This window comes from Deltaproteobacteria bacterium (assembly GCA_026712905.1).
In the GTDB taxonomy this organism is placed as follows: Bacteria; Desulfobacterota; Binatia; order UBA9968; family JAJDTQ01; genus JAJDTQ01.
This window is the reverse complement of sequence record JAPOPM010000178.1, coordinates 1-21532: the sequence shown is the minus strand read 5'-3', so window position 1 is coordinate 21532 and position 21532 is coordinate 1. Positions and strand designations below refer to the sequence as shown.

19 protein-coding genes are annotated in these 21532 nt (G+C 66.4%); 6 read left to right on the top strand and 13 right to left on the bottom strand.

Translation table 11 applies throughout. The features are described from left to right. Position 1 precedes the first annotated feature (1 nt). Positions 2 to 466, top strand: a complete 465-nt coding sequence (locus OXF11_15050; protein ID MCY4488413.1) for a prepilin peptidase — start codon at positions 2 to 4, stop codon at positions 464 to 466. Between the two features lie 9 nt (positions 467 to 475). Then, entirely contained in the window at positions 476 to 1408 is a 933-nt protein-coding gene (gene cpaB / locus OXF11_15045; protein ID MCY4488412.1) for a Flp pilus assembly protein CpaB, read from the top strand. A 21-nt stretch (positions 1409 to 1429) separates the two neighbouring features. On the opposite strand, the gene OXF11_15040 is transcribed toward cpaB, so the two are convergent. The 13 genes from OXF11_15040 to OXF11_14980 form a co-directional block, all read right to left on the bottom strand. Next, the gene (locus OXF11_15040) at positions 1430 to 2410 is read right to left on the bottom strand and encodes a type II secretion system F family protein (protein ID MCY4488411.1); all 981 of its coding nucleotides are present in this window, start codon (positions 2408 to 2410) and stop codon (positions 1430 to 1432) included. Further along, positions 2407 to 3360 (bottom strand): type II secretion system F family protein, encoded by a 954-nt coding sequence (locus OXF11_15035; GenBank protein MCY4488410.1) that lies wholly within the window; start codon positions 3358 to 3360, stop codon positions 2407 to 2409. The genes OXF11_15040 and OXF11_15035 overlap by 4 nt, the downstream gene beginning before the upstream one ends. Next, positions 3357 to 4751 carry a CpaF family protein gene (locus OXF11_15030; GenBank protein ID MCY4488409.1) on the bottom strand — a complete coding sequence of 465 codons (1395 nt, stop codon included), beginning with the start codon at positions 4749 to 4751 and terminating at the stop codon, positions 3357 to 3359. Before OXF11_15030 ends, OXF11_15035 begins: the two co-directional genes overlap by 4 nt. 31 nt (positions 4752 to 4782) lie before the next feature. Then, positions 4783 to 5943 (bottom strand): hypothetical protein, encoded by a 1161-nt coding sequence (locus OXF11_15025; protein ID MCY4488408.1) that lies wholly within the window; start codon positions 5941 to 5943, stop codon positions 4783 to 4785. Between the two features lie 14 nt (positions 5944 to 5957). Then, the gene (locus tag OXF11_15020) at positions 5958 to 6281 is read right to left on the bottom strand and encodes a hypothetical protein (protein MCY4488407.1); all 324 of its coding nucleotides are present in this window, start codon (positions 6279 to 6281) and stop codon (positions 5958 to 5960) included. Between the two features lie 25 nt (positions 6282 to 6306). Beyond that, a complete protein-coding gene (locus OXF11_15015; GenBank protein MCY4488406.1) occupies positions 6307 to 7614 on the bottom strand; it encodes a pilus assembly protein N-terminal domain-containing protein in 1308 nt (435 codons plus the stop codon). An 80-nt stretch (positions 7615 to 7694) separates the two neighbouring features. Next, on the bottom strand, positions 7695 to 7910 hold the full coding sequence (locus OXF11_15010; protein MCY4488405.1) for a hypothetical protein: 216 nt from the start codon (positions 7908 to 7910) through the stop codon (positions 7695 to 7697). 150 nt (positions 7911 to 8060) lie between these two features. Continuing rightward, positions 8061 to 9614 (bottom strand): hypothetical protein, encoded by a 1554-nt coding sequence (locus tag OXF11_15005; protein ID MCY4488404.1) that lies wholly within the window; start codon positions 9612 to 9614, stop codon positions 8061 to 8063. A 104-nt stretch (positions 9615 to 9718) separates the two neighbouring features. Then, complete coding sequence (locus OXF11_15000) at positions 9719 to 10348, bottom strand: hypothetical protein (GenBank protein MCY4488403.1); 630 nt, start codon at positions 10346 to 10348, stop codon at positions 9719 to 9721. Between the two features lie 60 nt (positions 10349 to 10408). Continuing rightward, on the bottom strand, positions 10409 to 10870 hold the full coding sequence (locus OXF11_14995) for a hypothetical protein (GenBank protein ID MCY4488402.1): 462 nt from the start codon (positions 10868 to 10870) through the stop codon (positions 10409 to 10411). A gap of 278 nt (positions 10871 to 11148) precedes the next feature. Beyond that, a complete protein-coding gene (locus tag OXF11_14990) occupies positions 11149 to 13062 on the bottom strand; it encodes a sigma 54-interacting transcriptional regulator (GenBank protein ID MCY4488401.1) in 1914 nt (637 codons plus the stop codon). Between the two features lie 3 nt (positions 13063 to 13065). Beyond that, a complete protein-coding gene (locus OXF11_14985) occupies positions 13066 to 15210 on the bottom strand; it encodes an ATP-binding protein (protein MCY4488400.1) in 2145 nt (714 codons plus the stop codon). A 1-nt stretch (position 15211) separates the two neighbouring features. After that, positions 15212 to 17428 (bottom strand): fused MFS/spermidine synthase, encoded by a 2217-nt coding sequence (locus tag OXF11_14980; GenBank protein ID MCY4488399.1) that lies wholly within the window; start codon positions 17426 to 17428, stop codon positions 15212 to 15214. Between the two features lie 296 nt (positions 17429 to 17724). On the opposite strand from OXF11_14980, the gene OXF11_14975 reads away from it, so the two are divergent. The 4 genes from OXF11_14975 to OXF11_14960 form a co-directional block, all read left to right on the top strand. Next, positions 17725 to 18609, top strand: a complete 885-nt coding sequence (locus OXF11_14975; protein ID MCY4488398.1) for a hypothetical protein — start codon at positions 17725 to 17727, stop codon at positions 18607 to 18609. A gap of 29 nt (positions 18610 to 18638) precedes the next feature. Continuing rightward, the gene (locus OXF11_14970; protein MCY4488397.1) at positions 18639 to 20105 is read left to right on the top strand and encodes a UbiD family decarboxylase; all 1467 of its coding nucleotides are present in this window, start codon (positions 18639 to 18641) and stop codon (positions 20103 to 20105) included. Positions 20106 to 20128: 23 nt separating this feature from the next. Further along, entirely contained in the window at positions 20129 to 20680 is a 552-nt protein-coding gene (locus OXF11_14965) for a TIGR00725 family protein (protein ID MCY4488396.1), read from the top strand. A gap of 249 nt (positions 20681 to 20929) precedes the next feature. After that, the coding region (locus OXF11_14960; protein MCY4488395.1) for a transporter substrate-binding protein at positions 20930 to 21532 on the top strand (603 nt) is incomplete at its 3' end.

The window sequence follows — 21532 nt, the reverse complement described above, 5'->3', positions numbered from 1 at the left end:
GATGCCTGAACTGTTGCTGGTGCTGGCCTGTTGCATGCTGTTGGCGGCGGCGGTGATCTTTGACGTCGTCCGCCGGGAGATCCCGAATGCGATTCCCGTGGCCCTGTTGGGACTGTTCGCGGTCCATGCCGCGGTCGTGGGTCAAAGGGGTGCGACGCCGCTCTGGGCCGACGCCTTGACCGCTGCGCTGCTGCTGGCCCTGGGCTTCGGATTGTTCCTCATCGGAGCACTCGGGGCCGGAGACGGCAAGCTCCTGGCGGCGGCGGGGTTGTGGATCGGGCCGGCCGGGGTCGGCAGCTTCCTGCTCGGGGTGGGCCTCCTCGGCGTGGGCCTCGGCCTCTTCGCACTGTTGCCGTTCGACGCCACCCGCCGGTTGCGCGACAATCTCCCTTTCGCGGTCGCCATCGCGCCGCCGGCCATCGCGCTCCTTGGACTGCGCGCCTTGGGCGCGGCCGGGAGCCAGTAAGGATACGTGATGCAGAGAGCTCGCCTTGTGCTCATCGTCCTGCTCGTGGGCGTGGTCCCGCTGGCCGCCATCGTCGGCGGCGCCTGGTGGTATTTCCGGCCCGCCCCCGAGCCGAAGACCGCCGCCAGACCCCGGACACCGCCACCACCACCGCTCAAGCCCCTGCCGGTGGTCCTCACCGCCGCCAAGGACCTGGAGGTCGGGAACCTGATCACCGCCAGCGACGTCGTCTGGGCTCCGCTCAAGAACGGCGCCGTCCAGTCGATCCACATGCTCAGGGGCAAGACCCAGACGGCCGACGTGATCGGGGCGGTGGTGCGCCGGGCCATGTACAAGACCACGCCGTTGTCCTGGTCCGCCATCGTGCGCCCCGGACAGTATGGCTTCCTGGCCGCCGCCCTCAAGCCCAACCACCGCGCCGTCACCATCTTGCTCAACCGGGCCACCAGCCAGGCCGGGCTGATCTATCCCGGTGACCGGGTCGACGTGATCCTGACCCTGAAGGTCGCCGAGGAAGGGGCCGGCAAGGAGAACACCTTCACCGGCACGATTCTCGAGGACGTCCGCGTCGTGGCCGTGAACCGTCAGGTGGAGAGCAGTGCGGGGGCTCAGAAACCGGCGGGCAACAGCTCGCGGAACGGGGTCAGCACCGTCACCCTCGAGGTGTTGCCCGCGGAGGCTGAGCGCCTGATCCTGGCCACGTCCAAGGGGAATATCTCCCTCGCCATGCGCTCGCTCACGGACGGAGGGCGACTGGAAGACCGGACGCCCGTCGCCTTCGAACACCTGTTGCCGCTGCCGTCGAACGAGGTCGAGGAAAGCCCGCCCGCGCCTCCGCCGGTGAGCGCCGTCACACCCGCGCCGGCAAAGGAAGTGTCGAATCGGGTGCGGGTACAGATCTTCCGAGGCGGCGAACGCCAGGAAGTGTTTCTGAAGGAGTAGCGGCAGGTTGCTGGTACGGCCTCAGTTGCCGCCTAGCCCCTGGATCGCCTGCACCGCCATCATGAAGGCCGGCCCTCCCATCAGGAGGAGGATTCCCGGAACCACGAGCAGCAGCATCGGAAGGCTCATGATCACCGGCAGCCGTCCGGCCTGTGCCTCGATCCGGGCCGCTCGTTGCGTGCGTTCGTTCTGGGCGATGTTCTGCAGCGATTGGCCCATGGGCGTGCCGTAGCGCTCTCCCTGAATGACCGTCATGGCGAAATCCCGCAGGCCTTCGGCCTCGGTGCGCGTATAGAGGTCCTGCAGCACCTGGCGGCGGTCGGCCCCCACGCGCAACTCCGACTCGACGGACGCCAACTCCGCGGCAAGCTCGGGCGCGAGAGGCTTGAGTTCCTGGGCGACCATGGCCAGCGCTCGCTCGAACGTGTATCCGGCGGCGACGCACAACACCATGAGGTCGAGGGCGTCCGGAAGCGCACGGGACATCCGGTTCAGCCGGCGCCCACTCAGGCGCCGCAGGGCCATCTCGGGCAGCACCCCGCCGAACACCGCCCCGGCCAGACCGGCGAAGACGACAAAGACGAGGTATTCACCGTACTTTTCCACACCGGACGCGAGGAATCCGGCGAACACGCCGGCCACCAGCGCCAGCAGCATCTTGAGGGACAGGAATACCGCCAGCGCATCGCGCTGCTGAAAGCCGGCCTGCGCGACCAGCGCACCGAGCTTGGCGCGTTCGGACGCCCCCACCGGCACCAGCATGGCCGCGACGCGGAGCACACTGGAAAACACCAGGGACAGGTACGATAGCGTGTCCGCGGCGTCTCCCGAGCGCCGTGCCGTCTCCCCGAGCGTCGACCGTGCGCGGGCGCGCACGGCCTGCAGGCGCCGGTCGAGGACCAGCGCCCGTCGGCTCTCACGGAACAGGGCATGGACGCCGACCGCCACCCCGACCAACGCCGCGACGCCGGCAAGAACCACGATCCAGGGCAACCAAGTCATCGCGCAAACCGGGCGGCAAGGCCGCGCGCGATGGACAGCCCGGCGACGATGAGCCCCACGCCCCAGCGCAACAGCGACCCACCCGACTCGGTCTCGAGCAGGATCTCCAGCGCCTGCGGGTTGGTGAAGCTCTGTGCGCCCAGAACCACGACCGGAACCGCGGACAGCACCCACAGCGTGATGCGCGTTTGCGCGGTCGAGGAGTGCGCCTTCATCTCCACTTCCAGACGGGCGCGCAGGGTCGCCGACAGATTGCCGAGGGCCGCCGAGATGCCGCCACCGGTAGTACGCTGAAGGCAGAGTGCCGCGGAGAAGAGCGTGAACTCCGGTATGCGCAGCCGCGTCGCCGTCTCGCGCAACACCACCTCCGGATCGAGGCCGCCGGCGAGGTGGTCGGAGACCTGCCGGATGATTCCCTTCACCGGCTCCTGCGCCTCCTCGGCGACCGCCGTGATGGCCTCCACCGCCGGCAGACCGGCCCGCGTGAGACGCACCACATGGTCCACCACCTCGGGGAACTGCTTGACGAACTGGGTGCGTATCGCCGAGTTTCGTAGCGCCAGGAACAGCCACCCTCCCGCCACCCATCCGGCCGGCATCAACAGCGGGAGATACACGCCGAGCTGCAAGAGAAGCGCCGCCACGGCTACCGCCAGCATCGCCACGAAGCCCAGGGCCACCGCCTTGGGGAACGCCTTTCGCACCTCGAGCATGGGGAATCGTCGCTGTATCCAATCAGACAGCCGGGATTGAGCGCGCTGGCGGCGGAAGACGTTGCCATCCGCCTCGCCGGCACCGAGCCCCGGGCCTGTGGCGAGCACCCCCGCCACCGAGCGCAGCCTGCGCTCGAGGTCCGCATCGGCCGGGGCGGACGTCAGCCACAGGACCACGCCCAGCCCGACCACCAGCAACAGGCCCCCCGTGGCCACCGCCGTCAGCAACGGACTCACCGCCGCGCCTCCGCGCCGTTCTGACCCACCTGCAGCGCCGCCTGCAACTCGGACCGCAGTCCTGCCCGCTCCACCGCCTCCATCCATGAGGGCTGCCGGCCCGAGCCCTCGAACTCTTCCTCCTGCGTGAAACGCCACATCTCCTCGGTGGTGACGATATCGTCCTCCATCCCGACCACGTCGGTGATGCTGGTCACGCATCGGCGGCCGGATCGCAGCCGCGCTACCTGCACGACCAGATCGACGGACGATGCCACCTGCTGGCGTATCGCGGACAGCGGCATGTTGACCGCCCCCATCAAGAGCATGTTCTCGAGCCGCGTGAGCGCGTCGCGCGGGGTGTTGGCGTGGATCGTGCACATGGAACCCGGGTGGCCGGTATTCATCGCCTGCAACATCTCCATGGCCTCCGGGCCACGCACCTCGCCGACGATGACGCGATCGGGGCGCATTCGCAGGGCGTTGATCAGGAGCGAACGCATCGTCACCTCGCCCGTGCCCTCGGCGCTCATGGTGCGCGTCTCCAGGCGCACCACGTGGGGCTGCTGGAGCTGCAACTCCGCCGCGTCCTCGATGGTCACCAGCCGCTCCCGATGACTGATCTCGCGGGACAAGGTGTTCATCAGCGTCGTCTTGCCCGCCCCGGTGCCGCCGGAGATGAGGACGTTGAGCCGCGCCTTGACGGCGACGCGGAGCAGCGCGGCCATGGGCGGCGAGAACATCCCGTTGGAAGCCAGGTCATCGAGGGTGCCGCCGGTCATCAGGAACCGCCGGATGGAGATGCTGGTGCCGTCGATGGCCAGCGGCGGTATGATGATGTTGACGCGGCTGCCGTCCGGGAGCCGCAGGTCCACCATCGGGCTCGCCTCGTCCACCCGCCGTCCCACCCATCCCGCGATGCGGTGCGCGATACGCAGCAGGTGCTGACCGTCACGGAAACGGACCTCCACCGGCTCCAGCCTGCCGCGGCGCTCCACGTAGACCGAGCGCAAACCGTTCACCAGGATGTCGGAGATACTCGGGTCCTGGAACAGCGGCTCCAGCGGCCCCAGACCCTTGATGTCGTTGATGAGACACGCCACCACCCGCCGCCGGTCGAGAGGCGTCAGCTCGGGGACCCCGGCCTCGTCGGTCTCGAGGAACGCCAGGAGTTGCGCGGCGAGCGCGTCCGGGCTCAATTTCGCCGCCTGCGACATGTCCAGCGCCTTGGCGACGACCGGATGCACCCGCGCCGCGATGTCGGCGATCACCGCGTCCCCGGTCTGCACACGGGCGGGGGCGGGGGCGGGGGCTGGGGCCGCCCCCGCCACGGGGGCCGACGCGGCCGCGGGATCCCGGCGTTCGGGCTGCTCCACCGCTTTGGGGCGCCGCCCGAAGGACCTCAACGCCATGGCACTCCCTGCTTCTCCAGACAGTCGATGCTCATCCCTTGACCTGGTCCGCGACGGACACCTCGGCCAGTGAAACCGCCGGGCGCGTGAGACGCTGGACCAGGAGGTCGAGCCCCTTGCGGAACTTCTTTCCGAGCGATTCATCGGGCTTGCCGCGATCCGTCGCGCCGGGCAGCTTCGGCTCGAACGGCAGGGTCAGGTCGGGCTCGCGTCCGGCCAACGCTTCGCGCACCTGCCTGGGGGCGAGCGCGCTCTTGGGCGCGCGCGTGTGGTTCTCCACCAGCACGACGTCCCGCCCTTGACCGAGCAGCGTGAGGTTGTGGCTCACATGGTTGAGGCTCGCCAGGGTGGGCTCATAAACCAGCACCCGCTCATCCGCCTCGCCGAGCACCGCGGACCGCGTATCGGCGTCCGCCATTCCGTCCACCACCACCAGATGGGAGCGGTTGGCGAGATGTTCCGTCAGCCATTGGATCGCGCCCGGAGCGGGCGCGGGCGGCACCGCCTCGCCCGTCCGGTAGCCGTAGACGGAAACCCTCGAGCCCGCCGCGGCGCCCAAGGAGCCCACCATGTCCGAAGAAGCCGCGGACTTCCCCTGCACGACCAAGTCGAACAACTCGTCGAGTCCGGCCGGAGGCTCCACGTCCAGCATCCACGGCAGGGCGCCGAACGTTCGCGCCAGGTCCAGCGCCGCCACGTAGCTGCCGTGCGCCGCGGCCGCCTGCACGGTCACCGCGGCCAGCGTGGTGGCGCCGCAGCCGCCGCCGCAGCCGGCAAAGGCGATCACCCGGCCGGCGTGCAGGCGCGGCTGCGCGCCGTCGCCCTCCAGCGCCAGCACCACGGCCTCGCGGATCTCGTGCATCGAGAGAGGCTTGGGCAGGTAGTCGTGGACTCCGGTGGTGAGCAACTCCCGGGCGAGGCGAGCGGTGTCGTTGGAGCCGACGGCGATCACGCAGGTGCCGAACTCGCACACGCCCGCCAACTCGTGAATGCTGCCGGCGGGGAAGCGGGTGCCGTCGAGATCGACGACCACCACCCGCGGCGAGGACGCCCCGGTGAGATGCTTGATGGCCGCGGCCATGTCGCCGCGGTGCACCCGCGCCTCCGGGTGGCCGTCGAGCGCCTCCCGCATGGTGCGCTCGGTGCCGGCGTCGGCGGCGAACGCGCAAATGTTCTGTTCCTCTTCGCTCATGGGTGTACGCGGGGTTACTGGCCCGTCGTGGTGACGCTCTTCGGCAACTCCCGCACCTTGTCCGTGCTCCACCGCTGGTAGGAATCGTAATAGGCTCCGCTGGAGCCCGCCGGCCGGGGTTCCGCGCCCGCCGCGACGTTCAGACCACCGTAGGCCCGGCTCCGGTCGAGGGCGAGCCGCGTCTCCACGGCCGCCCGCGCCGCCGCCGCCGGGGCGGCCGCGAAGTTCGCGCGCTCGGCGTCGATGGCCGACCGCGAACACCCCCACAACGACAACACGAGCCATCCCGTCGCGGCAAGCCCCAACACCCCGCGCCGTTTTCGTAGACATGCGCCCATGGCACCGCCTCCCGTATCAGGCCGCTCAATAGTGATAACCCTTGACGCGGAGGCCCGACTTCCGCTTCTGCCTGTTCTCCGCGCGCACCCGCGTGGAGGCGATGAGCCGCGCCGTGACCACGACGATGAGCTCGGTGGAGTTCCAACGGGACGTCCGCTGGCCGAACAGCGCCCCCAGCGTCGGGACCTCCTTGAGGGCGGGGACCCCTGCCTCCGTTGAATCGCTCTGGTTGCGGTACAACCCGGCGATGACGATGGATTCGCCGTCCCCCACCTCGATGGTGGTCTCCGCGCGCCGCACGTCAATGACCGGTATCTCCGCGTCTAGTATTCGGAGCGAGTCGGTACCCACCCGCTGGGACACTTCCGGACGCACCCTCAGCGAGATCCGCCGACTGTCGATCACCGTCGGCACGAAGTCGAGCAGCACGCCGTACTTCTTGTACTCGAAGGAGACCTGTCCGTCCCGAAACCCGCTGGGCAACGGATACTCACCGCCGGAGAAAAAACTCGCGGTCTGGCCCGAGACCGCGGTCATGTTGGGCCGGGCCAGCACGGTGGCGAGCCCCGCCGTCGCGAGCGCGTCGATCAACCCCCGCACCGACGTGTCCGAGCCCTGCACGGAGCCGCCCAACGTCGCCGCCTGCCCTTCGGGGAGAACGGCCCCCTGGAGTGCGTCACCCACGATCAGGCGGCCCACGCGGAACCCGAAGTAGCCGTCGGCGCGGGTGCTGAAGGCCTCCCAGTTGATGCCGAGGGACTCGCTCACGGTGCGCTGCACCTCGGCGATCTGCACCTCGAGATTCACCTGCTGCGAGCTCGACACGGAGAGCCGGTTGACCACCGACGTCTCCTTCTCCGGCAGGGCCGCCTTCACCAACTGCAGCGCCCGGTCCGCGGCTTCCGCGGACGCCACCACGCCGCTCACCTCCACTCCCTGGCGCCACGGGCGGACCTTGAGGTCCCGGAAGTCCGGTTCCTCCGCCAGCGCCGACCGGACCGGCTCCAGGTCCAGCGTCACGGTGACCGTCCAGCGCGCCACGAAGGCGCCGTCGCTCCCCAGGGCGGCCAACGAGGTTCGCCCGACCGCCTTGCCGAACACGAACAGCACCTGCGATGCCACCACCTGCACGTCGGCGGTCGCCGGATCGGCGACAAACACCGACGTCACGGGTGCGTCGAGCCGGAGCATCCGGCTCTGGCCCAGGTGAAGGGTCAGCGGGACGTCTCCACGTGCGCCCTGGCCGTGGCCGCCCGCGGCCAACACGGCGCCCACGATGAACGCGACACCCAGCCGGCTCAGGACGCGCCGGAGACTCTCCACCCGTGGCATTCACACACTCCGCCGGAACATCTCACACCATGCCCACGCCGCGGCCGGGCCGCGCTCGCATCGCCGCACGCACGTGGATATCACTCGTGATCCTTTGAGATACCTGTACGAGTAGTCTTGAGGTCCGCCGTGACATCGGTGATGATTCCCACGATCTCGTCCTGGAACAGGGCCACCGCCGTTCCCACGCCGACGACGACCACCCCGACGATGATCGCGTACTCCATGGCCGCGATGGCGCGCGTGCCCCGAAGATAGCGAACGAGCATTCCCAAGGACCGCTTGACTCCATTCATCTCTCTTTTCTCCTTTGTTCGGTTCCCTGACGGGAAAGACGATCATTGCGCCCACTTGAGCGCCCACTTGAAAAACCAAACCGCCGCGCGGCGCCGGTTTCCGCCGAACCGCGTCCGCGTGTCTTCAAGACTTCAAGACCCGGAGGCGCCTCAGCTCGATCTCCGGTATCCGGCCACCATCCGGCCGATCTGGCGGAAAGCCGCCTTCATGGTGTCCGGTTCGCTGTTTCTGACAAACGCATGATCCGCGGATGTGGCACAGTCGGTGAGCCTTTGCGCCAGTTCCGCCTCCTTGGGGTGGCCCGTCGGCACGGCCGAAACGGTGAACACCGTAATGCCGTCCGCCTTCGCGAGATCGCACGCATCCAGGAAGATGGTATTGAGGGTGTTGCGGTCCTCGGCGTCGCTCGTCAAACCGCTGAGACGGGTCCCGCTCCGATAGCCTTCCGCGACGGTGCCGGTCCCGGCCCGGCCGTATCCCGTGTAATGCGAGGAATACTCGGCACGCCAATAGTCACCGTGCTTGTAGTTGCCGGGATAGGTGCGCCTGCTGTCGTAGGCATCGTTGACGCCGTCCGTCAGCAGCACCAGAACTCTCTGCCTGCCCGCCTCCGCCCGGTCGGCCGCAAGGCCCCACGACGTGCGCCATTCCGCGGCCAGGAGCCGCCTTCCCCACACCACGCCGAGATGCGTCATGGTGCCGCCACCGGTCCAGGGTCGCAAAGCCGCCACCGCCTGCTCCACCGCGGCACGCCCGTGGTTCAGGGGAACGATCTCGTCCAACGGACAGCCGTAGTGGGGACCCTTGCCATATTCCCTGGAACGATCCTCCACCGTCTCCTCGGTGCCCTCTTCTTCGGAAGGCCAGTCGTTGTCGCCACGAACGGTCTCGCCGACCTCCGCGGCAATGGCGTCGCGTTCCGCCTTGCGGAATTCCAGCGAATTCGGCCAGAACCATGAGGTGAACGGTGTCACGTCGGGCGTCACCAGCGAGAGGTCGAGGTCGCCCTCCATGGCGCGGTGTTCGACGCAGCCGCGCCATGGGCCGAACCTCTCGGGGATGACCTTGTGTCCCTCGCCCAGATCGCGGACCCAGTCCGTTCGACCCGCGCCGATGTTGACGGTGGTGTTGAACGGGACCAGCCCCACGGCTACATACCCGGTTTCCCCCCCTTGGTCGTACAGCCCCTTGATCAGCGTTTCCGCCGCCTCCCGGACCACGTCCATCCGGGTTTCGGTGGAGGCGGCGCCCCCTGCATTGATGCTTGACCTCATGGAACCGGTGACGTCGATGGCCAACACCACGTCGACGGGGACCACCACGCGCTCGCCGCCGCTCACGACGCTCGTCTTCTCGATGAGCGAGCCCCAGATGTGCCGGCCGACGATCGCGCCGCCGAGGTCCGCGGATGCATCGACGCCGACGACGCCGGCCTCACGGTCGGGCGTGACGGCCAACTCCAGCGTGCGTCTCGCCAACTCGCGGCGTTCCTCGGGAAGGTTGGCCAGGACGTAGCGCCTGGCCATGGGCTCGAGCTGCGCGGTCAACTGCTCCACGGTCAGGTCGTCCGGAAGCTTGCCCATCTGCCGCGTCGTGGCAATGCTTGCGGCGCCGGCGGCCGCCTGCAGGACATCACGCTGATGGAGCAACACGACGTGATCGCTGACGAACGCGGTGCCCGCGAGGCACATCGCGGTCAGCAAGACCGACGCCACCCCGACCGCACCGGCCGTGTCTCGGGCGAAACCGACAGCGGCTCTCCACGCAAGGCGAAGCCCGCCCGGCACCTTCGCCGCGAGACCATGCATCACGCGGGCTCCACGGGCAGGTTCGCGCCGCGCACGGGGAGGATCTGATGCTGGTAGAAGCGCGTCGGATACACGTGGCCGGCAATGAACCCGCCGCTCGCGAACGCCTCGGGCAAGAGCTCGACACATACCTCCACCACGACGACCATCTCCCCGGGGGCCATCTCCAGTTCCGCCTGCACCGCCGCCTGCCCTTCTTCCAACTCGCCCAGCCGGCCGCAGGACTGGCCCAACGACAACGGAGGGGAATCCGGGTCTTCGGCCACGGTGGTGGTCCGGGTCCACCGCACCAAGGCCGGGGGATCGGCCTCCCCATCGGTCACCGGGGCGCGACTGACCGCCGACATCACGAAGGCGGCGTGCGCGGGCAGGGCGATCTCGTTGCGATACAGAAATCTCGCCAAGTCGTCGATGAACGCTCCGCTCGGAGCCGACTCCTGCGAGACGTAGTCCGCCATGGTGACGGCCGCGCGCAACGCCGCCGATTGGGCATCCACAAGCCGGTACAGATCCATGCCGGCCAGGGTCGTCGTGACGATGACGACTGTGCCAACGACGAACTCGATGCTGACCGAACCGCGCCTGTCCCGTATCCAGCACAGGAGACATGTCGAGAGCCGCGCGGTCATATTGTCGAAGAAGGCATTCATCTACACGAACAAGGCAACTTGTCGAGATCGGGTGGGCCGTCACAGGCCCGGAGTCAGCCCTACCGTACGTTCATTCCTGACCACTGCGAGCACCCGGAAGCCCTCTCCATCGGACAGGAGGGCCTGCTGTATCCGGCCAAGCGGCGTCGACGGCATGTAACCCATGCGTACCACCACCATATTGCCCGCGTCCCCACCAAGGGCCGCGTTCTCACCCCCTGACAACTCATCGCCCAACATCGTCGAGGGGTCGTCATAGACGGCGACCTGTATCCGGAGCAGATCCGGTTCCAGCCTGTCCCCCACCTCGGCCCGGACGGCGGCTTTGGCGCGCGCAAGCAACTGTTCCGCAGACGCCGCCGGCTCGCCACGCAACGCGTTGTCCCTCGCCACCGCGTAGGCCGCGCGGTCGAGAATGTCGCTCATGAACAACGTGCTCACCACTTCAAATACGCCGCTCACGATGACCGCGACGAAACCGAGGTAGAACACGCTCTCCAAGGTGGTCACCGCCCGGCGCCCAACCCAATAACGCCGCGGGGCGGCAAGAAAACGAAACTTTTTTATCATACGATTGTTAGATTATTAAAGGACTAAAATAGACCTATCAGTAATAAAGCACGAAGTATGCCACATATTCCACAAAACGAAAACCCTTGCAGGTTGCGGAGTTACGGAGTTGCACTCACGCTGGTCGGAAGGAACTGCGAAGGGGTGTAACTGTTGCAGTTTGTTATCTAGTAACAATCAGCAACATCGCCGGTTGCGTCAATCGGGTTTCAGTCCCTTGAGAAAAGACCGTGCCTCTTCAGCTTCCGGTGCAGGGTTACCCGGTTGATGCCCAATGCCCGGGCCGCCCGCGTGACGTTGTTGTCCGAGGCTTCGAGCGCTTCGGCCAACGCCCTCCGCTCTACGTCCCGCAGCGGCAAGATCGACACGCTTGTAGAGCGATGGTCCGCGGTGGAGCCATCCTCCGCGGCAAGGCGGGTTGTCACGAAATGAGGCGGCAGGCTATCCACTTGCAGCACGTCGGTTTTCTCCAACAGGACCGCACGCTCGATTGCGTTGTCGAGCTCACGCACGTTGCCCGGCCAATCGTATTGCAGAAGCGCGCGCAACGCCGCCGTGGAAATGCCGCCAAAGACTCGCCCGCTGCGTTCGGCGTGTTTGTTCAGGAAGTGCTTGGCCAGCAAGGGAATGTCCGTGGGATGCTGCCTGAGCGGTGGAATCACGATGGGGAACGCGGCGATTCGATAGAACAGGTCTTCCCGGAACTCCCGCGCCTTGACCAAGGCCTTCAGATCCTTGTTGGTTGCCACGATCACCCTGGCGTCGATGGGAATGGTAGCGGCGCCGCCCACACGTTGGATTTCCCGCTCCTGCAGCACCCGCAAGAGCTTGGCCTGCATCGCCAGCCGCATGTCGCCGATCTCGTCAAGAAAGATGGTTCCCCCCGTGGCACGCTCGAAAGCGCCGAGCCTCTGCCGTGTGGCCCCGGTGAAAGCCCCCTTCTCGTGACCGAACAACTCGCTTTCAATCAGGGACTCGGGAATGGCGGCGCAGTTGATGGCCAGAAACGGTCCGTTCCTCCGCGGGCTGTTGAGATGAAACGAGCTTGCCACCAGTTCCTTGCCGGTCCCGCTCTCGCCCTGGATCATCACTGTAATGCCACTTTCCGCGGCCTGCCTCATCAGCGCGTACACCCGCTGCATCGGAGGGCTGTCGCCCACCATGCCGTCAAAGGAGTAGGTGGTCGCCATCTCCGTGCGCAGGCGCAGCACCTCTGCCTTCATCCGCTCCGCCTCCACCTCCCTGGATACGTCCCGGTACACGTAGAGGCTGCCGATGACCGCTCCCTCCCCGTCACGCACCGGCGCGACCGTCCGATGGAACAATCGCTGTTCCGGCAGGCTGCCCGCGGCGCTTTCCTCAACCACGTCGCCGCCGTCCCTGAGCAAGAACCTGCTCTTCACGTCCGACAGATCCGGCTCCCGGAAGCGCTCCTGGAACTGCTCGGCAAGCGCGTCCGGCGACAGCTTCTTCAAGTCGCTTTCCGTCAGGTCGGCCAGCGTTTCATAGCCCTGATTGGCGAACAGAAGGCGCCCGTTGAGGTCGTACATGGCCATGGCCTCTCCGGTAGCGTCCAGCACGGCTGACAGTCTTCGATGCCCTACGGCGAGTTGCCGCCGTTCCCCCCCCAACTCCTGCTCCACGTTCCACTTGCCCACCAGGGACAGGGTCATCTGCTGGATCTCTTCGCGCGCGAAGGGCTTTCGGATATAGAGAACCTTGTGAAGCGGCTCCACACTCTGGATGATCTCGGGCAGAGACCTGTCGGTGTAGGCGGTCATGATGACGACCTCGACGTCCCGGTCGACCTCCCTCACACGACGGATCGTTTCGATACCGTCAATCCCCGGCGGCATTCGGACGTCGATGTAGGCAACGGCCACGGGACGGGCCCGTTCCATTCCGGCCCGCACGATGTCGCACGCCTCCTCCCCGCTCCTCGCGTGCAGCAGATCGAAATCGGGCAAAAAGGGCGGCTCTTCCTCGGTGATGAACGCCGCCGCCAGCTTGTTCGCCCGAGCCGCCGGAGGCTGCGGCCTCAACATCTCTCGAAAGTCGTCGTGGATCTCTCTCTGATCGTCGACGATCAGAACGCGCCGGTTGGCATATTCGTCCAAATCCATCCGTCATTTCCCCGCGGTTGCCACTGAACCAGACGCCACCCCAGCGGGCCTCGGGTCGAGGGACGCGAGTCGCAGCCTGATGTGCGCGGTCGCGCCCTTGCCTACGCCGTCGCTTGAAAGGTCGATCCGTCCCCCCGATCGAACGACGAAATTGGCGGCCGAATGGAGACCGAGCCCGGTGCCCGATGCCTTCGTGCTGTAGCCGGCGGCAAAGAACATCCGGCTGTCCCTGGCCCCGAATCCGATGCCGTTGTCGCTCACTTCAAGATCGAGAAACTCTCCGTCGACACCCGCCCGTATCCGAATGCGCGGCGTTTCCGCCAGTTGCTTCGAAGCCGCAAGCTCGTGGATCGCTTGCGCCGAATTCTTGACGACGTTGACCATCATCTGATGAAACTGACTCTCCTGCGTCCTGATCTCTGTCGGCGCTGCCCCGCAGTCGATGTCGACCCGGATTCCGCCGTCGTCGAGCGAATCCCGCATCACGTTGACGGCCTCCGAGAGCGCACTCCGGAGATCGACGCCTTTCCAGCTCACGCCTGAACCGTCGGGCGACTTCTGGGTACGGACGATGTCGGCGATGTGCTCCGCCCGGTCTCTGACGCGCTGCACGGTGTCCATCAACCGCCTGTTGTGCCTGATGAAGTCTTCGGAGAGGGCGACAATGAACGGCCTCACCTTCTGGCCTTGCGGATCGTTCTCGATGTAGTCGACCCAATCATCCGCGTGTGGTCCAATGGCGTCGGCGAGGGCGCGGAGGCGACGCACCAACGGATCGTCCAGGAGGTTCCGGTGGAGGGTCTCGGCACCCGTGGTTACGCTGTTGATGGCGTTGCCGATGTTGTGCAGGATGGTATCGACTACCTCCAACCGTCCTTGCGCGAATGCCCGCGTCAGTGCCTCCTCGGCAAGCACCCCATGGGTGACGTCGCGAAATATGATGACGCCCCCTCTGATCTGGCCGACTTCGTCAAGAAGCGGCCGCGCGCTCACCGAAAGGAAGATTCCGCCGTTCGGGTGGTCCGGCCTCCGTACGAAGATGTTCATGTCGTCGGTGGACTCGCCGTTGAAGATGGCGCGGGGAAGCGGCAGGTCCTCGTTCTTGATGGGCGTCACGCGGTCGGGATAGTAATAGACGTCGGCTGGTTTTTCCGACCATTTGCCCTTGCGCCTGACGAAGTACTCCTGGTCGAGAATCTTCTTGGCGCCGGGGTTGACGTAGAGAAACTCCCCGCTTTCGTCGCTGACGATGATGCCTTCCCGGATACTGTCGAAGATGGTTTGCAGCAGCTCGCTCTGTTCCCTCAGCTCGCCTATGGTCTGTTGAAGGCGGATTTCCGTCGCCTTCTGTTCCGTGATGTCCCTGAAGACGACCAACCCGCCTCTATGGCTGTCCGAGGTGTCCTTCAGAGGCCGGCCCGTGACGCTGACGTAGACGCCCTGCGGCTGCTCCTTGTTGCGCACGAAGACCTCGCATCCGTCCGTCGCCTGACCGCGCACGGCGAGCACCAGCGGATTCTCGTCCACCGGCAGGAGCGTTTCCTTGTCGAGCCGGTAGACACCATGCAGAGCGGCCCATTCATCGACGTTGTTGGTGGGTTCGCGCACACCTCCGATCCGTACCGCGCCTTCATTGAATATCAGCCGCTCCCCGGACTTGTTCGAGGCGATGAGGCCCTCGTCCATGCTGTTGAAGACGACCTCCATCATGTGGAGTCTTTCGCGCATCTCATCCAACTCGCGCTCCAGCCGGCTCTTGGTCTCCCCATGCCTGATTTCCCGCTCGCGCAGAGCAAGAGCGGCCCTGCTCCCGATCCTCTCGGCCGCTTCGAGGTCGCCATCGATCAAGACCACATCGGGAGCTGTTTCCTCCACCCCTTCAATGGCCTGGGTCGAGGACGCGGCCACCGTGCACACGTAGTAACCCAGACCTCGCAGGCATTCCTCCAAACCTTCGGTACCTGAATCGTCGCCGCGGACGACCAGTACGCGAGCTTTCGTCATCCTCATCCGTTCTCTCGCGGTCAATGATGTTCTGAGTTCCTTGACCGTACTGTTTAATTTATAATTGTTCCAATTACTACCATTAATTATCAAAATATAGATTTCTCGCCCCCGGAGGAAACCGAATCGAGTCCCGAAGGCCACGCTACCACCAGCGGATGAGGGGCACGATGCTCGTGTAGTCGTCCGTCCAGGCCCGGACGCGGTCGGGAGATCCGAGAGAAGTCCGCCCCGCGTCGAGATCAAGCGCCCGCAACGTGTCTTCGTCCCGGGTCAGGACCACCACGGTGGAGGACACTGACGGCCGCGGCGGTGGCAGCTTCGGAGCCGAATAGCGCTTGATACGCGCAACCAGTCCGACGCGGTCGGCCAGCGCCGCGAGCACCGGCTCCAGATCGAGCACCCGATTGGAGATGTGGACCGCGAGGATGCCGTCCCGGGCAAGCACGCGACGGTAGATCCGGAACGCCTCCAGTGTGAGCAGGTGGACCGGGATCGCATCGGAGGTGAAGGTATCCAGGGCAAGGAAATCGAGGGTTCGCCGCTCGCTATCGAGAAGAAGTCGCGCGTCGCCAATGGCGATGGCTGCATTCGGCGCGCAGGTGCGGAGTGCCGCGAAGTAGGTTCGGGCGAGGCGCACCACTACAGGATCGATCTCGTAGATGCGTACCTCGTCACCCGGTCGCGCGTAGCACGCGAGCGATCCGGTGCCGAGCCCCGCGAGTCCAATCACGACAGGCGACGGCCGGCGGGTAAGCGCCGAGAGCAACTCGGAATACGGGGTCCCGATCCCGTAGTAGGTCGTCCTGCTCTCGGTGGAGCCGTCGGCCCGGAGATACTCCGTGCCGTGCAGCGTGGTCCCATGATAGAAGGAGCGTACCCCGTCATGTTCGACGACCCGGTAAACGCCGAAGAAGGTGCGCGCGCGGGCGACCTGCAAGTCGAAGCCGCGCGCGATCATGGACGGACCCAGGAAGACGGTCAGCAGGGCACACCCGAGCAGGGCCGGCCGGGCACGCAGTAACATCAGCGCCGGCGCGCAGATCAGGACAAGCACGACCGCACCGCCAACCACGAGCGGCAGATCCTCATCGAAGCCGGCGAAGCCGATATGAATGACCGAGAGTCCAGCAACGACGACGACAAGGCCCACCGCCGCCACCAGCAAACGGATGCCGCGCAGGCCGAAGGGCCCCAGGGGCAGAAGAGCCGCGACGAGGGCGATGGCGATGGGATACTCATGGATGTCGACGAACACCAAGGGCGCCGCGAGCGCGACCAGCAGCCCGCCAATGAGTCCGCCGATGGACACCAGCAGGTAGAAACCTGTCAGGTCGGCGGCGGGCGGGCGAAGGCGTGCAAGGGCGCCGTGACAGTAGAGCGCGGCGAGGGTGAAGGCGAGAAGGTGGACCACGGATGCCAACACGAAATACTTCGGCCCGAGCTGATACACGATCGTGAGGAGGATGAGTGCCCGCGGCAACAGGCTCGCCAGGATCGGCTGCGGGATCATCTCGTGGCGGGCAAATGCATGGATGAACGTGGCGAGGTACAGCGTCAGCGGCACGATCCAGAAAAGCGGTACCGACGCGATGTCCGTCGTCAAGTAACGTGTGAGTGACAGGAGAAGCGCACTTGGAACCGCCGAGAGCCCGAGTATGCGCGCCCACGGCAAGGGTGCGGCGGACAGGGGCGAGTGCGTGGCGGCCGCCGGCGCGCGCTCACGGGGCAGTGCCAGCCACAAACCGACCAGAAAGGGCGCGAGCCCCAGCAAGGCGGCGCTCCACAGCCAGGCCTGTCGCTCCAGACCGATGAGAGGTTCGAGGAGGAACGGATACGCGAGGAGGGCGCCCGCGGAGCCGGCATTGGAGACCGCGTAGAGAAAGTACGGGTTCACGGACGCGGCGCCGGTGCCCGTCCGGGCGAGCCAGGCCTGTACGAGAGGGGTAAGGGACGAGGCTGCCACAAAGGCGAGCCCGAGCGACCCCGACAGCGTGCCGAGAAGCCACAGGACCGGCGGAAGATCGCCGGGTGTGTCTCCCAGGAGACGCAGTCCGCCCACCGGAACCGTGAGGGCGACACCTGCCCACAGGGCCGCCAGGACCGCAAGCTGTCCGGCGGGCGACGCTCGGCGGATCAGGAGATGCGCAAGGGCGTAGCCCGCCAACAGCGCCGACTGGAAGAACACCATCGCGGTATTCCACACCGCGGGCGAACCGCCGAGGACAGGGAGTACGCCGCGCGCCGCCAGCGGCTGAATCCAGAAGACGAGCCACGCGGCGGAGAAGACGACGAAGCCGTAGAGGGAGACCCGTGTTGCGTCGCGCGTTGTTCCAACGCTGCCTTCGCCCCGACCTCCCACGGAAACCGCCGTTCCGCCGTCATTGCTTACCTTCACCGAGAACCTCTAGCGTATGCCGTTTCCAATTTATAGAAAACTCTCCGATAGTTACAGTAGTTGTCATTTCCAAGAAACCGCGAAACGGCGGCTTCCCCCAACTCTACCCCGCCTGGATTCCCGCTTTCCCCGGGAATGACGATTCGGGGTGCCGGTCATCGACGTCTCCGCCCGCCGCGAGATCCAGTGAACCGTTGAAAAACCCTCCGCGATTTGCAACGATTCCGCGACGAGCACGTAACAGCGCGAGGAGGCTTCTCATGGAAGTGATCAAAGTCGACTTCAAGGGTACCAAGGGGATTCCGCCGTCGGGTCTGTGCGTGGGCGTGCACCGCGCCGGCGCCATGCACCAGAAGATGGTGGAGAAATACGGCGACGGTATCGCCGTATGGTCCCTGAGGCCGGAGAACGATTTCATCGCGTTCAAGTCGCTGGAGGACGAGGACGGCATCCGCTCCACCAACGACATGGACTCCATCAAGGACGAGAAGCTCATCTACGGCGTCCGCGGCGCGCCGCCGGAGATTCGCAAGCAGGCGAAGGAGCAGGGTCTCGAACTTCTGGCGGACGCCACCTGCCCGTTCGTGGTGCAGCAGGAGGAGGCGGAGCTGGAGCTGCTGGACCAGGGCTGCCACCTGGTGATCCTGAGCAGCCGTACGCACCATGGCATCCCGCGCCTCATGGGCATCGCCAAGGAGAAGGAACGGGAGGTGTTCATCGTCGAGAAGGAAGAGGACGTGGCGGACATTCGGCTGACCCGCTTCGAGCCCGTCGGCGTCATCGTCCAGACCACCTTCTGGATGGAGAGCTACACCGGGATCATGAGCCGGATCCTCGAACGCTTCGCCAACGTGCGCATCCGCAACACCGCGTGCATCGACTCGCTGCAGCGGCTGCCCAAGGTGGAGGATTTGGCGCGCGACGTGGAAGCGGTGGTCATATTCGGCTGGACCGAGGGCATGACCAACCGCATGGAGGAGGTGGCGCGGGCGTTCAACGACAACGTCTACCGCATCGAGAAGGTCGACGACCTGGAACGCTCCTGGTTCACGGGCATGTCCCGGGTCGGCATCGTCGGCGCCAACGAAACCACCGATGAACTGGTGAACGAGGCCGTGGACCGCATCAAGTCCATGGCCGCCTGAAGCAGAAGCCACCCGAGAGGAAGCCGTACATGTCCACGACCGACACCATGGAAGCCAGACTGCCCTACCACGACCTCCGCCAATGGATGGCCCGGGCCGACGCCCTGGGCGAGCTGCGCACCGTCACCGGCGCGAGCTGGGAAGAGGACATCGGCTTGGCCGCCGACGCGGTGATCCGCGTGGACGATGGGCCGGCGGTGCTGTTCGACGACATCCCCGGCTGCCCCAAGGGGTTCCGCGTCCTGATCAACGCCTTCGCAGGCAAGCGCCGGAACATGACGCTGGGGTTTCCCGACCACCTCACCAAGCAGGAGCTGAGCCAGGCGTTCTTCGACCACTACATCAAGGTGCAGCGGCGCCTGCCCCACGTGGTGGTGGACGACGGCCCGGTGTTCGAGAACATCCTCACCGGCGACGACATCGACTTGATGCAGTTCCCCACCCCCAAGTGGCACCGGGACGACGGCGGCCGCTACATCGGCACCGGCTGCTTCTGCGTCACCATCGACCCGGACGAGCGCTGGATCAACGTCGGCACCTACCGCGCCATGGTGCAGGACCCGAAGTCGGTGAGCCTGCTGTTCGTGCCGGGCAAGCACGCCTACATGCACCGCAAGAAGTACTTCGACAAGGGACAGCCCATGCCCGTGGCGCTGGTGGTGGGCAGCGACCCCATGTCGTTCTTCGTGGGCGGCACGGAGTTTCCCTACGGCGTGTGCGAGTTCGACGTGGTCGGCGGACTGCGCGGCACCCCCGTGGAGGTGGTGCGCGGCAAAGTGACTGGACTGCCCATCCCGGCCAACGCCGAGATCGTGCTGGAAGGCTTCCTGACCCAGGAAAAGCGCGCGGTGGAGGGCCCCTTCGGGGAATGGACGGGGTACTACGCCGGCGGCGCCAGCGAGCAGCCCACCCTCGACATCCGCGCCATCTACCACCGCAACGATCCCATCATCCTCGGCGTGCCGCCGCTGGGCGCCGGTTCCGACGAGATGGCCCGCTACCGCGCCATCATGCGCTCGGCCATGCTCAAGCACGAGTTGAACAACGCCGGCGTTCCCGACGTCTCCCAGGTGTGGTGCCACGAGGTCGGCGCCTCGCGCCTGCTGCACGGCATCGGCATCAAGCAGCGCTACCCCGGCCACGCGCGGCAGGCGGGCGTGCTGGCGTCGTCCTGCGGCTCGGTGGTGTACGGTTGCAAGTTCGTCATCGTGGTGGACGACGACGTCGACGTGTCCAACCTGGACGAGCTGATCTGGGCCATGCTCACCCGCACCGATCCCGAGACTTCCATCGAGATCCTGCGCAGGATGCGCACCTCACCCGCCGATCCGCGGGTGACGCCGGATCAGCGCAAGGTCCAGGACCTCACCAACTCCCGCGTGGTGGTGGACGCCTGCCGTCCCTACGAGTGGTTCGACAAGTATCCCAAGGTGAACGCGCCCGCCCCGGACGTGGTCCGCAAGGCGCGCGAGAAGTTCGGCTACCTGCTGGACTGAACGGCCGGGGCCGCGCGAGACTCATGACCACCGGCGCCGGACGCTTCGCGCAAGCATCCCTGATCGGGGACTCGGACGCCTCCTACGACAACCTCGATCTGGCCGAGCAGGCCGGCGAGATGCTCGCGCGACGCGGCGTCACCCTGGTCACCGGCGGCCGCGGCGGCGTCATGGAAGCGGCCGGCCGGGGCGCCGCCCGCGCCGGCGGCCTCACCGTAGGCATCATGCCCGGCACCGACGCACGCTCGGCCAACCCTTACTGCGATGTCGTCATCCCCACCGGCCTGGGCCACGCGCGCAACGTGCTGACGGCCTTGGCCGGCGACTTCATCGTCGCGGTCGGCGGCGGCGCCGGCACCCTCTCGGAACTCTGCTTCGGATGGATCCACGGCCGGCCCATCTACGTGCTTGGGGGCTCCGGCGGGTGGTCCGACCGCCTCGCCGGCGGCGCCCTGGACCACCGGACCTCCTCGGTGATCGTCCCCTGCAACGGCATCGAGGCGCTGGAAGGCGAAGTGGTGCGGTTCTGTGCCGCCAAGGGGCTGCGGCTTCGGGACCCCGGCGCCGGTTCATGAGCCCCGACCGCCTGCCCAACTTCTGAACAGTTGCCTAGATTCTGGATAGCGGCGCCGGCCTGCGCACCGGGCCGGCCCCTGCCCCGCCGCTACGGCGCAAGCCGCCTGTTTACGGACGTTTGAGCCCCCCGGCACCGGCACTTGGGCATTTGGCACGCATGTTGCGATTCCCCTCTCACAAATCACACCAAGGGGGATCTCATGCGAAAGTCTCTGAACAAGCCCGCAAGGTTATTGCGATTATTGCCGATGGCGGCCCTGGCCGCCCTGTTCGCGGCCCAGACGGTCCAAGCCGCCGACACCATCAAGGTCGGCGTGCTGCATTCGCTGTCCGGCACCATGGCCATCAGCGAAACCACGCTGAAGGACACCGTGTTGATGATGGTGGACGACCTCAACAAGAAGGGCGGCCTTCTGGGCAAGAAGGTGGAGGCCGTGGTGGTGGATCCGGCCTCCAACTGGCCGCTGTTCGCGGAAAAGGCGCGCGAGCTGCTGTCCAAGCACAAGGTGGACGTGGTGTTCGGCTGCTGGACCTCGGTGTCGCGGAAGTCGGTGCTTCCGGTCTTCGAGGAGTTGAACGGGTTGCTGTTCTACCCCGTCCAGTACGAGGGCGAGGAAAGCTCCAGGAACGTCTTCTACACCGGCGCGGCGCCGAACCAGCAGGCCATTCCGGCGGTGGAGTACCTCATGAGCGAGGACGGCGGCAGCGTAGAGCGCTGGGTCCTGGCGGGCACCGACTACGTCTACCCGCGCACCACCAACAAGATCCTGGAGGCCTTTCTGACGTCCAAGGGCGTCGCGTCCGAAGACATCATGATCAACTACACGCCCTTCGGACACTCGGACTGGCAG